Annotated in this window: 14 protein-coding genes; 5 read left to right on the plus strand and 9 right to left on the minus strand. The window is 69.1% G+C overall.

Annotated elements, in window-relative coordinates:
- Window positions 1-63: 63 nt before the first annotated feature.
- Window positions 64-1,174 (plus strand): peptide chain release factor 2 gene (prfB, locus tag VHS75_RS16125; RefSeq protein ID WP_329639634.1). Its coding sequence is split into 2 segments (ribosomal slippage): window positions 64-132 and window positions 134-1,174, totalling 1,110 coding nucleotides; the frame shifts between segments, so codons are not numbered across the junction.
- On the opposite strand, the gene VHS75_RS16130 is transcribed toward prfB, so the two are convergent.
- The 4 genes from VHS75_RS16130 to tyrS form a co-directional block, all read right to left on the minus strand.
- A complete protein-coding gene (locus tag VHS75_RS16130; protein ID WP_329639635.1) occupies window positions 1,175-1,597 on the minus strand; it encodes a polymer-forming cytoskeletal protein in 423 nt (140 codons plus the stop codon). It abuts the gene before it with no gap.
- A complete protein-coding gene (locus VHS75_RS16135) occupies window positions 1,578-2,735 on the minus strand; it encodes a M23 family metallopeptidase (protein WP_329639636.1) in 1,158 nt (385 codons plus the stop codon). The genes VHS75_RS16130 and VHS75_RS16135 overlap by 20 nt, the downstream gene beginning before the upstream one ends.
- A gap of 163 nt (window positions 2,736-2,898) precedes the next feature.
- Window positions 2,899-3,360 (minus strand): peroxiredoxin, encoded by a 462-nt coding sequence (locus VHS75_RS16140; protein ID WP_329639637.1) that lies wholly within the window; start codon window positions 3,358-3,360, stop codon window positions 2,899-2,901.
- An 11-nt stretch (window positions 3,361-3,371) separates the two neighbouring features.
- Window positions 3,372-4,628: a tyrosine--tRNA ligase gene (gene tyrS, locus VHS75_RS16145; RefSeq protein WP_414694345.1), complete on the minus strand. Its 1,257-nt coding sequence runs from the start codon at window positions 4,626-4,628 to the stop codon at window positions 3,372-3,374.
- A 252-nt stretch (window positions 4,629-4,880) separates the two neighbouring features.
- On the opposite strand from tyrS, the gene VHS75_RS16150 reads away from it, so the two are divergent.
- A complete protein-coding gene (locus VHS75_RS16150; protein WP_329639639.1) occupies window positions 4,881-5,987 on the plus strand; it encodes an anhydro-N-acetylmuramic acid kinase in 1,107 nt (368 codons plus the stop codon).
- Here VHS75_RS16150 and panC read toward each other — a convergent pair.
- The 3 genes from panC to efp all read right to left on the minus strand — a co-directional run bounded on the left by panC (window position 5,984) and on the right by efp (window position 8,287).
- Entirely contained in the window at window positions 5,984-6,814 is an 831-nt protein-coding gene (panC, locus tag VHS75_RS16155; protein WP_329639640.1) for a pantoate--beta-alanine ligase, read from the minus strand. The two genes, VHS75_RS16150 and panC, sit on opposite strands and share 4 nt — an antisense overlap.
- Before the next feature lie 9 nt (window positions 6,815-6,823).
- Window positions 6,824-7,645, minus strand: a complete 822-nt coding sequence (gene panB, locus VHS75_RS16160; RefSeq protein WP_329639641.1) for a 3-methyl-2-oxobutanoate hydroxymethyltransferase — start codon at window positions 7,643-7,645, stop codon at window positions 6,824-6,826.
- Between the two features lie 75 nt (window positions 7,646-7,720).
- Window positions 7,721-8,287 (minus strand): elongation factor P, encoded by a 567-nt coding sequence (gene efp, locus VHS75_RS16165; RefSeq protein WP_329639642.1) that lies wholly within the window; start codon window positions 8,285-8,287, stop codon window positions 7,721-7,723.
- A 199-nt stretch (window positions 8,288-8,486) separates the two neighbouring features.
- Between efp and epmA the strand changes: the two genes are divergently transcribed.
- Window positions 8,487-9,458 carry an EF-P lysine aminoacylase EpmA gene (gene epmA, locus VHS75_RS16170; protein WP_329639648.1) on the plus strand — a complete coding sequence of 324 codons (972 nt, stop codon included), beginning with the start codon at window positions 8,487-8,489 and terminating at the stop codon, window positions 9,456-9,458.
- Here epmA and VHS75_RS16175 read toward each other — a convergent pair.
- Window positions 9,455-10,714 carry an MFS transporter gene (locus VHS75_RS16175; RefSeq protein ID WP_329639643.1) on the minus strand — a complete coding sequence of 420 codons (1,260 nt, stop codon included), beginning with the start codon at window positions 10,712-10,714 and terminating at the stop codon, window positions 9,455-9,457. The two genes, epmA and VHS75_RS16175, sit on opposite strands and share 4 nt — an antisense overlap.
- A gap of 100 nt (window positions 10,715-10,814) precedes the next feature.
- Here VHS75_RS16175 and VHS75_RS16180 point away from each other — a divergent pair, with 100 nt between their 5' ends.
- Entirely contained in the window at window positions 10,815-11,855 is a 1,041-nt protein-coding gene (locus VHS75_RS16180; RefSeq protein ID WP_329639644.1) for a lysine-2,3-aminomutase-like protein, read from the plus strand.
- Window positions 11,855-12,607: a pseudouridine synthase gene (locus VHS75_RS16185; RefSeq protein ID WP_329639645.1), complete on the plus strand. Its 753-nt coding sequence runs from the start codon at window positions 11,855-11,857 to the stop codon at window positions 12,605-12,607. Before VHS75_RS16180 ends, VHS75_RS16185 begins: the two co-directional genes overlap by 1 nt.
- Here VHS75_RS16185 and VHS75_RS16190 read toward each other — a convergent pair.
- Window positions 12,604-13,938, minus strand: coding sequence for a sensor histidine kinase (locus tag VHS75_RS16190; protein WP_329639646.1), 1,335 nt, complete (start codon window positions 13,936-13,938; stop codon window positions 12,604-12,606). The two genes, VHS75_RS16185 and VHS75_RS16190, sit on opposite strands and share 4 nt — an antisense overlap.
- Between the last annotated feature and the right edge of the window lie 118 nt (window positions 13,939-14,056).

A 14,056-nucleotide genomic window follows, 5' to 3' on the forward strand; every position in this document is an offset into this window, starting at 1 on the left:
AGAAGGTCTCGACCTTCTTGCTCGGCCAGCCTATCTGGCGCGTCCGCTATCTGGAGTGTCCCCATGAGATTGGATGTCGAGGCCGCCAAGGCCGACATCGAGCAGTCGATCGAACTGCTCAGGAGGCGTCTTTGACTGGGAGCCCGCGCTCCGCCGTCTGGACGAACTGAACGCCCGGGTCGAGGACCCGACCCTCTGGGACAACGCCGAGGCCGCCCAGGCCCTGATGCGCGAGCGCACCCGGCTGGCCGGCCAGATCGACGCGGTGAAGGGGCTGGAGCGCGACCTCGCCGACGCCCTGGGCTACGCCGAGATGGCCGACGACGAGGGCGATGAGGCCTCGCTCGAAGAGGCCCGCGCCCAGCTGAAGGGTATCAAGGAGCGCGCCGGCCGCGCCGAGCTGGAGGCCCTGCTCAGCGGGGAGGCCGACGGCAACGACGCCTTCGTGGAAATCAACTCCGGCGCCGGCGGCACCGAGTCCTGCGACTGGGCCGGCATGCTGCTGCGCATGTATACCCGCTGGGCCAACGCCCACGGCATGGAGGTCGACTTCCTGGAAGAGACCTCCGGCGACCAGGCCGGCATCAAGTCGGCGACCCTGCAGATCAAGGGCCCCAACGCCTACGGCTGGCTGAAGACCGAGGCGGGCGTGCACCGTCTGGTGCGCATCTCGCCCTTTGACGCCGCCGCCAAACGACACACCAGCTTCGCCTCGGTCTGGGTCTATCCGGTGGTGGACGACACCATCGTCATCGACATCAACCCCGCCGACGTGCGCACCGACACCTACCGGGCCTCCGGCTCCGGCGGCCAGCACATCAACAAGACTGACTCGGCCGTGCGCCTGACGCACATCCCGACGGGGATCGCGGTGGCCTGTCAGGCCGGCCGCTCGCAGCACCAGAACCGAGAAGAGGCCTGGAAGATGCTGCGCGCGCGGCTCTACGAGGCGGAATTGCAGCGACGCGAAGCGGCGCAGCAGGCGCTGGAAGACCAGAAGACCGACATCGGTTGGGGCCACCAGATCCGCAGCTACGTCCTGCAGCCCTATCAGATGGTCAAGGACCTGCGCACCGAGGTGGAGACCTCCGACAGCCAGGGCGTCCTCGACGGCGACCTCGACCCGTTCATGGGCGCGGCGCTCGCCCAGCGCGTGGGCGTGACGCGGGAGTAGCTATTCCGCCGCCATCGACAGGCTGAGCTGTTCCTGCTGCGGCTCGCCCAGCCTGGCGCTGCGGCCGGCGAAATGGGCGCCGGCGTCGATGGAAAGCTGGCTGTGGGTGATGTCGCCGTCGACCCTGGCGGTGGCGAAGAGGCGCACGGTCCGGGCGCTGATCGCGCCCGCCACCCGGCCGCGGATCTCCACGGCGTCGGCGGTGATCGCGCCTTCGACCTGGCCGGTCTCGCCGATCGACAGATGGGCCACCTTCAGGTCGCCATGCACCGCGCCGTCCAGCTGGATGTCGCCGTCGCTGGCGATGTCGCCGTCGACGCTGACGTTCTCGGCGATCAGCGACATGGCGATCGGTTTGCGCGCCGCGTCGGCCGGTTCCGGGCGGCTGGAGGTGTTCGCGGGCTTATTCGGCTTGCTGAACATAGTCGCCTGCCTTGAGGAAACGATCCGGGTTCATGGCGCGGCCGTTCAGCCACACCTCGTAGTGCAGATGTGTGCCGGTGGAGCGGCCGGTCGAGCCCATGCCGCCCAGGCGCTGGCCGACCGCAACCTGCTGGCCGACGGCCACGGAGATCGCCGCCAGGTGGGCGTAGCGGGTCTTCAGCCCCTTGCCGTGGTCGATCTCAACGGTGTTGCCATAGCCGGACCGAACGCCGGTGAAGGAGACGACGCCCGGGCCGGTGGCGTGGATCGCCTCCATGCGCGAGCCGGAGAAGTCCTGGCCGGAATGATAGGCCGGATGGCCCGTGAAGGGATCGACACGGACGCCGAACCCGCTGGACCGCTCTGCGCCCGGCGTGGGATTGGCGAAGGGAAGGCCATGCGCCGCCTGCTCCAGGGCATGGGCTTCGCTCATGTCACTGGCGGCGTGCTGGATGCGGTCGGCGAACCCCTCATCCACGTCGAGCACGGCGGCGAGCGCGCGGGGGTCCTTGGACTCGATCAACGGCCCGCCGAGGGCGGCGCCCTGCGGCACATAGGCCGATGGTGTCAGGCCGGCGAGCCGGAAGGCCAGGCGCAGCCTGTCGGCGCGGCTCTTGGCGAAGGTGTCGGCGGCGTCGAGAAGCTGTTCCTGGCTGACCCGCACGGCCTCGACGATGTGCGCCGGGTTACGGTCGTTGGAGGCCACGGCCTTCTCGATCACCGGCGTCAGGGCGGCGGCTGCGCCGGGCGCGCTCTTCATGTCGGTCAGCAGCATGGCCAGGGCCGCATGGCGCTTTTCGATGTCGGCGGCGACGCCGGCGTTGGCGGTGTTTCCGCCGGCGTTCAGCTGCGCCACCGCGGAGTTGAGCCGCGCCTGGCGATCGGCAATCCAGCGTTCGTACTTGGCCTGGGTGCGGGCGATCTCGCGGTCGGTCGACGAGGCCGACATCATGTTCACCAGCATGGCCGCGCTGCAGACGCCCATCCACAGCGCCGCGGCGGAAATCCCGGCGGCGACCAGCATCTGGGTCTTCGGCGTGAGGACGTAGCCCTTCATCTCCCCGCCCGAGCGGACATAGAGATGGCGTTCGGGAAACAGCTCAAGAAGCGAGCGGCGGAGGCGCGCTAAGCGTTGCATGCGGTGGCTGAAGTCCCCATCCCCGTGGAACCCCGGCGATATGCAATGAGAAATTCGGGGCGCGCAAGACGGTTTACGTTCGTGCTTGATGGAAGGTTAAGGATCGCGCATTTCGGATATCCGATTCGCCGAAATCCGGAGGTCGGACGGGGCGCACGCCGCGCTACAGCGCCCTCGCCGCGTCCAGCACCGCCTGGGCGTGCCCGGCCACCTTCACCTTGCGCCAGAGGCGCCGGATGACGCCGTCCTCGATGAGGAAGGTCGAGCGGTCGATGCCCATATATTCGCGGCCGTAGAGCTTCTTCTCGACCCAGCTTTCGAAGGCCTCGATCGCCTTGCCTGCAGGGTCGGAGCCCAAGGAGATGGTCAAGCCGTACTTGGCGGTGAATTTTTCATGGCTCTTGAGGCTGTCCTTCGAGGCCCCGACCACGGCCACGCCGGCCTTGTCGAACGCAGGCTTCAGCGCGCTGAAATCCTTGGCCTCGTTGGTGCAGCCGGTCGTGTCGTCCTTCGGATAGAAATAGAGCACCAAGGTCTTGCCGGCGAAGTCGGCCAGGCGGATCGGGCCGGCTGCGCTCTCCATCGTGAAGTCCGGCGCCTTGGCGCCCTCGGCGATCTTGCCCATCGTCTCTCTCCTCAGACCGGTTTCACCAGGACGATCTTCTTCTTGCCGGCCGCCAGCTTGACGACGCCTTCGACCAGATCGGTGTCGGTCACCAGACGGTTGGCGTCGGTTTCGGCCTTGTCGTTGACCCGCAGGCCGCCGCCCTGCGCTAGGCGCCGGGCTTCGCCGCGTGAGCCGGCCAGGCCGACGTCCGCCGCCAGCGTCGCCAGCACGATGCCGGCCGAGAGCTCTGCCGCTGGGACCTCGTGCGTCGGCAGGTCGTCGGAGAGCTTGCCTTGCTCGAAGGCCGCCTCCGCCGCTGAGGCGGCCTTGGCGGCTTCCTCCGCGCTGTGCAGCAGGGTCGTCGCCGCGTTGGCCAGCACCTTCTTGGCGTCGTTGATCTCGGCGCCCGGCAGGGCTTCCAGGCGCGCGATCTCGTCCAGCGGCAAGTCGGTGAACAGGCGCAGGAAGCGTCCCACGTCGGCGTCTTCGGTGTTCCGCCAGAACTGCCAGTAATCGTAAGGACTGCGCAGGTCGGCGTTGAGCCACACGGCGCCCTGGGCGGTCTTGCCCATCTTCGCGCCCGACGCGGTGGCGAGCAGCGGCGTGGTCAGGCCGAACGCCGGCTTCTGGTCCACGCGACGGATCAGCTCCACGCCATTGACGATGTTGCCCCACTGGTCCGAGCCGCCCATCTGCAGCACGCAACCGTAGCGGCGGTTCAGTTCCAGGAAGTCGGTGGCCTGCATCAGCATGTAGTTGAATTCGATGAAGGTCAGCGGCTGTTCGCGCTCCAGCCGCAGCTTCACGCTGTCAAACGCCAGCATCCGATTGATCGTGAAGTGCACGCCGTAGTCGCGCAGGAAATCGATGTAGCCGAGCTTCGACAGCCACTCGTCGTTGTCGACCATGATTGCGTCAGTCGGTCCGTTCCCAAATTTCAGGAATTTCTCGAAGACCGTGCGGATCGAGGCGATGTTGGCCTGGATGTCCGCCTCGGTCAGCAGCTTGCGGCTCTCGTCCTTGCCCGAGGGATCGCCGACCTTGGTGGTGCCGCCGCCCATCACCACGATCGGCTTGTGGCCGGTCTGCTGCAGCCGGCGCAGCATCATGATCTGGATCAGGCTGCCGACGTGCAGCGAGGGCGCCGTCGCGTCGAAGCCGATGTAGGCGGCGACAGGGCCGGCTTTCGCCGCGGCGTCCAGCTCCTCCGGATGGGTGATCTGGTGGATGTAGCCGCGGTCGCGCAGGACCTGCAGGAACTTCGACTGGAAGGCGACGTCGGTCATTCGGGGATTCTCTAAGAACGAGCCGCTGCGCTCTAGCACGGCCTTGTCGGCGGTTTCGAGGGACATCACGGGACTCCGGTGGGAAGGAGGCCGGCGCTTTGTCTCTGATCTGATGGAGAGCGCCAGCCGGGTGAGGGCAGGCGCGAGGGATCGGTCGCCTGCGGCTAGGGCAGGCGGTAGTAGCGGCCGAAGCGGGCGGCGTTTCCGAACATGGCGGCTGACTACGGGCGCGGCGCATGGCAGTCAAGCCGGATGCGTGTGCTGGGATTCATGACCGGGACCTCCCTCGACGCCGTCGACATGGCGGTGCTGGAGACCGATGGGCAGGCCATTTCCGCCTTCGGCCCGGCGGGCGAGCGCAAGCTGAGCGACGCTACCCGCGACGTGATGCTGGAAGCGACGAAACAGGCCCTGGCGTGGCCGCGGGGCGCGCCGGAGCCGGTGATCTTTGCCGAGGCCGCGCGCGCTGGCGCCGAGGAGCATTTCGCCGCCGCCGAGGAGTTCCTGGCCGCCAACGGCCTCAAGTGGGCGGACATCGACCTGATCGGCATGCACGGCCAGACGGTATTGCACGAACGCCCGCAAGACGGCCGGGTAGGGCGCACGGTGCAACTGGGCGACGCGGCCTGGCTCGCAGCCAAGACCGGCGTGCCCGTGGCCCACGATTTCCGCACCGCCGACGTGGCCGCGGGCGGCGAGGGCGCGCCCTTGGCGCCGATCTACCACCTGGCCCGGGCCGTCGCTTCAGGATTGAGCGCGCCGCTGGCCGTGCTGAACATCGGGGGCGTCGCCAACGTCACCTTCTGGTCCGGCGGTGACGAGATCGCGGCCTTCGACACCGGGCCCGGCAACGGCATGATCGACCTGATGGTGCAGGCCAGGGGCGCCGGTCGCTTCGACGACAAGGGCCGGTACGCCAGCGTGGGCCGGGTCAACGAGGGCGTCCTGGCGGGCCTGTTGGGGCATCCGTATTTCTCAGCACCTCCACCCAAGTCACTGGATCGTTTTGATTTCTCCCTTGAGCCGCTGGAGCTTCTGGAGCTGGAAGACGCCGCCGCCACCCTGGTGGCCTTTATGGCCGAGGCGGTACGGTTGGGCTTCGAGATGATGGGGCAGAACCCCACCGAGGTGATCGTCTGCGGCGGCGGCCGGCACAACCCGGAGATCATGAAGGCGCTCAGCGCGCGCCTGCCGATGCCGGTGAAGACCGCCGAGGACCACGGCTGGCGCGGCGATTCCATCGAGGCCGAAGCCTTCGCCTACCTCGCCGCGCGCACGGCTAAGGGTCTGCCGATCAGCTTCCCCAAGACGACGGGCGTCCCCACACCGATGACCGGCGGGACGATCGTGCGGCCTTAGCCCAGCAGGATGTTGTCGATCAGCCGGGTGGTCCCCAGCCGTGCGGCGATCGACACGAGAGCGCAGGCGCCTGCGCGGTCCAGCTCGGCCAAGGTCTCCGGATCGGCGACGCTGATGTAGTCGACGGAGAATTGCGGCTCGGCTTCGATTGCCGCGCGCACGGCCCGACGCAGCGCGTCACCGTCGCGCTCACCGGCGTCGAACAAGGCCTCGGCCGCCAGAAGGCCGCGAAAGATGGCCGGTGCAACGGCCCGCTGCTCCGGCGTCAGGTAGCTGTTGCGGCTGGAGAGCGCCAAACCGTCCGCCTCGCGCACCGTGGGCGCGACGATCACCTCGACCGGCATGTCCAGATCGCGGACCAGCTTCTGGATCACCACGCACTGCTGGGCGTCCTTCTGGCCGAAGTAGGCCCGGGTCGGCTGGACGATGTTGAACAGCTTGGCGACCACGGTGGCGACGCCGGCGAAATGGCCGGGCCGCACGGCGCCTTCCAGCACGTCCGTGACGCCGCCGACCTGGATGCTGAGGTCGAACCTGGGCGGGTACATCTCCGCGGGCGCCGGCGCGAAGACCAGGTCGACGCCGGCCGCCTCCAGAAGCCGCAGGTCGCGGGGCAGGTCGCGGGGGTAGCGGGCGAGGTCCTCGTTCGGGCCAAACTGGGTGGGGTTGACGAAGATGCTGACCGCCACGGCGGCGTTCTCGGCTCTGGCGCGGGCGACGAGGCTCAGGTGCCCTTCGTGGAGGAAACCCAGGGTCGGCACGAGGCCAAGGTCGCCGCACCCGGCGCGGGCGGCGCGGAAGGCCGCGACGGTCTTGAGGACTTGCATGGGCCGGGCTCAAGCCAGGGCGCGGGCCAGTTCGTCGGGGTCCATCCGCGCGCTCTGGGCGTCGGTGGGGAAATGGCCGTCCTCGACATCGCTCACATAGGCGCGCAGCGCCTGGTCGATGGCCGCGCCGACCTCGGCGTAGCGCTTGGCGTGACGCGGCGAGGTCTCGAACAGGCCCAAGAGGTCGTGCCAGACCTGCACCTGGCCGTCGCAGCCGGCCCCGGCTCCGATGCCGATGGTCGGGACGCGCAGCCGCTTGGACACCTCGGCGGCCAGGGACGCGGGGACCAGTTCCAGCACCACGGCGAACGCGCCGGCCGCCTCCAGCGCCAGGGCGTCCTCGATCAATCGCTTGGCGCAGGCCGCCTCCTTGGCCTGGACCCGGACGCCCAGGGTGTGCTGCGACTGCGGGGTGAAGCCGAGATGGGCCATCACCGGCACGCCGAACTGCGTCAGGTGGCGCACGATCGGGGCGACATGGGCGCCGCCCTCCAGCTTGACGGCCTGGACGCCAGCCTCCTGCATCAGCCGCCGCGCCGCGGCCGCCGCGTCGTCCGCCGTAGCGTAGGTCAGAAAGGGCAGGTCGGCGATCACCAAGGCCCGCTCTGAACCGCGCACGACGGCGGCGGCGTGGCGGACCATGTCGTCCAAGGTCACCGGCAGCGTCGTCTCGTGCCCGTGCACCACCATGCCGAGGGAGTCACCGACCAGCAGCAGCGGCACGCCGGCCCGGTCGGCGAGCTTGGCCGAGGGGTAGTCATAGGCCGTCAGCATGGCGATCCGTCGGCCGGCCGCCTTCATCTTGCGGATGTCGAGGAGGGTGGTCCGCATGGGCTTACTCCAACACAATGCGATCTAGGTGGGGTTTGCGCCGCCCCGAGACCAGACGCCCCCGCGCCCGCCTGATCAGTCCTTGGCGCGTTCGTGATAGGAAAAGTCCTCGGTCAGGACCACGACGCGGGTCCCGGCGGCGATGTAGGGCGGCACCATTATGCGCGCGCCGTTCGACAGGATCGCCGGCTTGTAGGACGAAGACGCTGTCTGGTTCTTCACCGCCGGCTCGGTCTCGGTGATTTCCAAGGTGAGCAGGCGCGGCAGCTCCAGCGCAATCGGCACGCCGTCGTGGGTCGAGAGCATCACCGTCATGCCGTCCTGTAGCCAGACCGCCGCGTCACCGACCACTTCAGGGGTGCAGACCACCTGGTCGTAGGTTTCCGGGTTCATGAAGTGGAAGCCTTCGCCGTCCTGGTAGAGGAAGGTGAAGTTGCGGTCGTCGACGAAGGCGCGCTCGACCTGCTCGGTCGTGCGCCAGCGTTCCGACACCTTCACCCCGTCGGAGATGCGGCGCATGTTCAACTGGGTCACCGGCGTACCCTTGCCGGGGTGGATGTTCTCGGCGGTGAGCACGACATAGAGGCGGCCTTCCATGTCGACGACGGCGCCCTTGCGCAGCGAGCTGGCGATCACTTTCAAAGTCGGTCTTCCTCGATGACGGCGGCGGCGATCTGAGGTCGCGCGATTCCGCTGATGAATTTCTTGTCGCGCCCCTATAGCGATTGGCGGCGAAATCGCCACCCCCCTCCAAAGCCGCAGAGCGGTCGCACCCTTGCCTGAACTCAAGCCCTCGCCCTGGTGGACGCCCGACCGTCTGGCCGACCGTCGGCCCTATCTGATGAGCCGTGCGCGGGTCACCGCGGCGATCCGCGGATGGTTCGCAGCCCGGGATTTCGTGGAAGTTGAGACGCCCGCCCTTCAGGTCTCGCCGGGCAACGAGGCGCACCTGCACGCCTTCGCCACCGAGGCGGTGGGGATCGCCGGCGAGCGGGCGCCGCTCTATCTGCGCACCTCGCCGGAGTTCGCGGCCAAGAAGCTGCTGGCCGCCGGCGAGCCCCGGATGTTCGAGCTGGCGCGGGTGTGGCGCAACCGCGAGCGCGGGCCGCTGCACCATCCGGAGTTCACGCTGCTGGAGTGGTATCGGGCGGGTGAGCCCTACGAGACGCTGATGGCCGATTGCGCGAGCCTGCTGGCGGTCGCCGCCGAGGCCGCCGGGGCGAAGGCGCTCATCCATAGGGACTGCAGCATCGATCCGCTGGCCGAACCGGAGCGGGTGACCCTGGCGGAGGCCTTCGACCGGTTCGCGGGGATCGACCTTCTCGCTCGCCTCGGAGATCGCGACGCCCTGGCCGCCGAGGCGATGGGGCAGGGCGTTCGCACGGCGCCCGACGACACCTGGGCCGACGTCTTCAGCCGCGTGCTGGTCGAGAAGATCGAGCCGCGCCTGGGCCGCGAGCGGGCGACGATCCTTTGCGAATATCCGGTCAGCGAGGCGGCGCTGGCGCGGCCCAAGACCTCCGATCCGCGCGTGGCTGAGCGTTTCGAGCTGTATGCCTGCGGCGTCGAGCTCGCCAATTGCTTCGGCGAACTCACCGATCCCAACGAACAGCGCCGCCGTTTCGAAGCCGAGATGGCGGAGAAGGCCCGTGTCTACGGCGAGCGCTACCCCATCGACGAGGATTTCCTGGCCGCCCTGGGGGCCATGCCCGAGGCAAGCGGTGGGGCTCTGGGGCTCGACCGGCTGGTGATGCTGGCGACTGGCGCGCGGCGCATCGAGCAGGTGCTCTGGGGGCCAGTGGCGGAGACCTAGGCGGGAGCCGGAGCCGCGTTGAGATTGACCGCCGGGGCGGATTTCCAGACCGAAGCGATCAGCACATAGACGACCACTGAGGCCACACCGAACGCGGCCTCGACCAACAACATGCCTGTCGATCCATGCTTGCCCTGCACGGATCCAACGATCGCCACCATGATCACCACGGGCAGGTTGGAGATGCTGCTGAGCACGGCGGCCACAGTGGCGGCGGCCCGCGCGCCGAGCTGCTCGAAGCAGACCGCGCTGACAGCCGCCCAGGAAAGGCCGAGCAGCACCGCGTTGAGGATCGCGAAAACGCCAAACGAGAGCGGCGTATGAGGTCCAAAGGCCATCGCCGCCTCGCCCAAGGCGCAGGCCAGGGCTGAGAGGACATACACCGTCCGCCTCGGGAAGATGTCGCAGAGATAGCCGCCGATAATGCAGCCCGGGAGGTTCGCGATCCCGGTGATGGCGCCCAGCACCAGGGCGACGGTATCGGCCGATGCATGCCAATCGCCCGCCACAGTCGGCAGCAAGGTGGTCGCGGCGCCCAACGAGGCCGGCAGGACATTGGCCAGGATCGCAAGGACGCCGGTGCGGGTGCGCGTCAGGGTCCAGAGCGCGCCCACGACATCCAGAAGCCGGTGACGGACCGAGACCCCGGCCAAGCGCGGCGGGACGCGAAGGTGCAGGATCGGCAGGGCGCAGAGTGCGCACAGGCCAGCCAGCACCAGGGCGGCGGTGGCCTGTCCGCCCGCGTGCTCGGCCAGCCACAGGCCGAGCCCGCCGCCGAGGCCCGCGCCGCCCAACTGACCGCATTGCAGCCATCCCGCGACGGCGCCGCGCTGTTCGTTCGGCGTGGTCAGCGCCATGCCGGCTGTCGCCGATGACGTCATCGCGTTCATCGCCACTCCCATCAGCAGGGCCAATCCGCTGAGGAGCGGCATGCTGGACATGGACAGCGGGGTGAACGCCAGTGCGACCAACGCCGCCACAGCGATCGCCAGGTTGATCAGATACCACTTGGGAGGCGAGAGGCTGGTGTCCAGCACCGGACCCATGGCGAACTTCCACGTGGTGGGCAGGCCATAGAGCACGAGCAAGGCGGCCACGGCGGCGACGCTGACCCCATGGTGCGCCAGCAGATAGCCCATGGTGACGCCGACAAATCCGCCGGTCAGTCCGAACGGCAGATAGATGGGCAGGTACCAGTGGGGCGCGAGCCCGCGCGGCACGAAGCCGTCCGCGACCTGATCGAGCGCCTCGTCCATTACCAACCCCGCGAATTCCACGATTACGCTAGGCGCTTCGGCCACCGCGTGAACTGCACATTTTTGACGGCGGGCCCCGCGCAGCCCATAAGCCCGCGCGATGACCACCAAGACGCTCCGTTCTGTGCAGGACCTGGTTCAGGCTGGCCTGATCGCACCCGATCGCCTGCCGGCGCTGGAGCGGGTCGCGGCGCAGTACGCAGTGGCGATCACCGCGCCGATGGCCGAGCTGATCGATTCCGCCGACGCACACGATCCCATCGCGCGCCAGTTCATGCCAACAGAGGTTGAGCTGGAGCTTCGGCCCGAGGAGTCCGCCGACCCGATCGGCGACCTGCCGCATTCGCCGGTCGAGGGGATCGTGCACCGCTATCCCGACCGCTGCCTGCTGAAGCTGAATCACGCCTGCGCGGTCTACTGCCGCTTCTGCTTCCGCCGCGAGATGGTGGGGCCCGAGGGCGTTCGTTCGCTGTCGCCGGCCGCCCTGGACGCGGCCATGGCGTACATCGCCGAGCGGCCGGACATCTGGGAGGTGATCGTCACCGGCGGTGATCCGTTCATCCTGTCGCCGCGCCGCCTGCGCGAGGTGATGGGCCGTCTCGGCGAGATCGGCCACGTGAAGGTGGTCCGTTTCCACACCCGCGTCCCGGCGGTGCAGCCCGAGACCGTCACCGATGAGCTGGTCGCCGCGCTCCAGGCGCCGGGCAAGGCGGTCTATGTCGCGCTGCATGCCAATCACGCCCGCGAGTTCACCGCCGAAGCCCGCGCCGCCTGCGCCCGGATCGTCGACGCGGGCGTCCCCATGCTCGGCCAGACCGTGCTGCTGGCGGGCGTCAACGACGATCCGGAGACGCTGACCGCCTTAATGCGCGCCTTCGTCGAGACGCGGATCAAGCCCTATTATCTGCACCACGCGGACTTGGCGCTGGGCACCGGTCACCTGCGGACCTCGGTCGAGACCGGCCAGGCGATCATGCGGGCCATGCGTGGGGCCGTCAGCGGCCTCTGCCAGCCGACCTACATCCTCGATATCCCCGGCGGCCACGGAAAGGTGCCGGTCGGACCGGAGTACCTGGCGGACGGCAGCGTCGAGGACCCGGCAGGCCGCCGCCACGCCTATCCGCCGAAAGCCGCCAGTTGATGGCCTGGACCGGGCGCTACGACGAGGCCGAGCCGCAGCGGGTCAACAAGTGGCTGGGCCAGAGCGGCGTCTGTTCGCGCCGCGAGGCCGAGGGCTTCATCGAACGCGGCCTGATCTCCATCGACGGCGAGGTGGTGACCGACACCGGCCGCAAGATCCTGCCGGGCCAGACGCTGACGCTGGCCGATGGATCGGGCCCCGCGCCGCTCAGCGTCGTGCTGCACAAGCCCATGGGCGTTGTCTCCGCCCAGCCGGAGCCCGGCCAGACGCCGGCCGTGCGACTGCTGACCAAGGCGGCCCTGGTGGGCGAGAGCCCGACGATCCCTGACCGCGACACGCGCCTGGCGCCGCTGGGCCGCCTGGACATGGATAGCCGTGGCCTGCTGCTGCTCTCCGACGACGGGGTGCTGGCCAAGGCGATCATCGGCCCTGAGTCCGACCTGGAGAAGGAATATCTGGTCCGGGTGACCGGCAAGATCACGCCGGAGAAGATCGCCCGGCTCTGTCACGGCCTGACTATGGACGGCCGCCAGCTGAAGCCCGCCAAGGTCAGCGTCGTCCAGGGCCAGGAACTTCGCTTCATCCTCAAGGAAGGCCGCAACCGCCAGATCCGGCGGATGTGCGAACTGGTCGGCATGCACGTCATGGACCTGGTCCGCATCCGGATCGGCGCCCTGCGGCTGGGCGACCTGCACGAAGGCCGGTGGCGAGTGCTCACCGACGCCGAGCGCGCGGCCCTGATCTCGGGTTAGCCGGCCGGCAGGGTCAGCTGGAAGACGGCGCCGTTTGGCGAGGCCGCACGGTGCTCCAGCCGTCCGCCGTGGCCCAAGGCGATCTGTCGCGCCAGGGTCAGACCGATGCCCGAGCCGCCGTCTTTGGTCGTGAAGAAGGGCACGAAGACGCCCTCCGGATCGTCGGTCGGCAGGCCGGGGCCGTTGTCGGCCACGTTCAGCACCGCCTGTTCCTCCTCCAACGTCAGGCTCAGCCTCACCCGCGCGTCCGGGCGGCCGCGCACGGCGTCGAAGGCGTTCTTGATCAGGTTGATGGCTGCCTGTTCCAGGAGGTCCGCATCGGCGTCCAGCGTCAGCCAGGCGGGCTGCACGGCGCTGGACCAGGCGATGGCGTCGGCCCCGATCATCGCCTCGGCGAGCCGGTCCAGCCGGCGGACAAACCCGGTGGCGGGGACGCGCGCCTTCACCACGGCCGGCGTGTCTGTCAGCTGCCGATAGCGTTCCACGAACGCCATCAGACCCTGGCCGCGCCGGGCGATTACCTCGGCAGACTCGATGATCTCAGCCTCGGCTGCGGGGCTGTGCGGCTCGCCGAGCCGCGCGGCGATGCTTTCGGACAGCGAGCAGATCGGGGTCAGCGAGTTCATCATCTCGTGGGCGAGCACCCGCACCAGGTCCTGCCAGGCCTTCACCTCCACGGCGTCCAGGTCGCCGGCCAGGCTCTGCAGGGCGATCAGGCGGCGCGCCGCGCCGGCCGCGGTGAAACCCGAGACCGTGGCTAGGATCGCACGTTGGTCGGCCAGCCGCACGATCTCCCGCGCCCCGGCCGGCAGGGCGAGCAGGCGTTCGACGGTCTCGGCGCCCAGGGCCGGGATGGCGTTCAGAGGACCGGCGCTCGCCGAGAGGCTGATCCGCGCAGCGCGGTTCACGCCTGTCACGAGACCGTGGTCGTCCACGACCAACAGGGCCGCGCTCACCGTGTCGGCCAGGGCTTCCAGGAAGTCGGCGCGCTGCTGGCGCTCGGCGCGCACCGCGGCGAGCCGGTCCAGCGCCGTCTGGATCGCCTTGCCCAGCGCGCGCAGGCCGACCGGGGTCGTCGGCCGCTCATAACCCTCTGCGGTCACCCCCTCGACGAATTGCGCGAGCGTCCGGTCCGCCGCCCGGATGCTGCGCATCAGGTCGAGGACCACCAGGACGGCGACGCCGGCCAGGACGGCGGCGGTGGCCCACAGGCGCCGTTCGCCGGCCAGCAGGATCCCGAACGTCAGCGCGCTGACGGCGGCCGCCCGCGCGCCTGCGCCAAGCGCGAAGCCGCCCGCGCCTAAGAACCGCCTAGTACTACAGTTGCGCATATTTGCGTCTTTGATAGTGGCAGAGGGTCGCGGCCGCCTGGTGTCGTCGTCGCCATAGTGACCAGGCGATGATGTAGGGCTTCTGTGTCGGAGGGAAGATGAGCAGGCGCGCGAGCAG

Origin of the sequence: Phenylobacterium sp., from assembly GCF_036264965.1 — a bacterium.
In the GTDB taxonomy this organism is placed as follows: domain Bacteria; phylum Pseudomonadota; class Alphaproteobacteria; order Caulobacterales; family Caulobacteraceae; genus Phenylobacterium.

Coding starts and splice junctions, on each gene's coding strand:
- tyrS (WP_414694345.1), bottom strand. CDS start 4,628: ATGACCGACGTCGCCTTCCAGTCGAAGTTCCTGCAGGTCCTGCGCGAC.
- panB (WP_329639641.1), bottom strand. CDS start 7,645: ATGCGGACCACCCTCCTCGACATCCGCAAGATGAAGGCGGCCGGCCGA.
- VHS75_RS16180 (WP_329639644.1), top strand. CDS start 10,815: ATGACCACCAAGACGCTCCGTTCTGTGCAGGACCTGGTTCAGGCTGGC.
- panC (WP_329639640.1), bottom strand. CDS start 6,814: ATGCAAGTCCTCAAGACCGTCGCGGCCTTCCGCGCCGCCCGCGCCGGG.
- VHS75_RS16175 (WP_329639643.1), bottom strand. CDS start 10,714: ATGGACGAGGCGCTCGATCAGGTCGCGGACGGCTTCGTGCCGCGCGGG.
- VHS75_RS16150 (WP_329639639.1), top strand. CDS start 4,881: ATGCGTGTGCTGGGATTCATGACCGGGACCTCCCTCGACGCCGTCGAC.
- VHS75_RS16135 (WP_329639636.1), bottom strand. CDS start 2,735: ATGCAACGCTTAGCGCGCCTCCGCCGCTCGCTTCTTGAGCTGTTTCCC.
- VHS75_RS16185 (WP_329639645.1), top strand. CDS start 11,855: ATGGCCTGGACCGGGCGCTACGACGAGGCCGAGCCGCAGCGGGTCAAC.
- VHS75_RS16190 (WP_329639646.1), bottom strand. CDS start 13,938: ATGCGCAACTGTAGTACTAGGCGGTTCTTAGGCGCGGGCGGCTTCGCG.
- VHS75_RS16140 (WP_329639637.1), bottom strand. CDS start 3,360: ATGGGCAAGATCGCCGAGGGCGCCAAGGCGCCGGACTTCACGATGGAG.
- epmA (WP_329639648.1), top strand. CDS start 8,487: ATGAGCCGTGCGCGGGTCACCGCGGCGATCCGCGGATGGTTCGCAGCC.
- VHS75_RS16130 (WP_329639635.1), bottom strand. CDS start 1,597: ATGTTCAGCAAGCCGAATAAGCCCGCGAACACCTCCAGCCGCCCGGAA.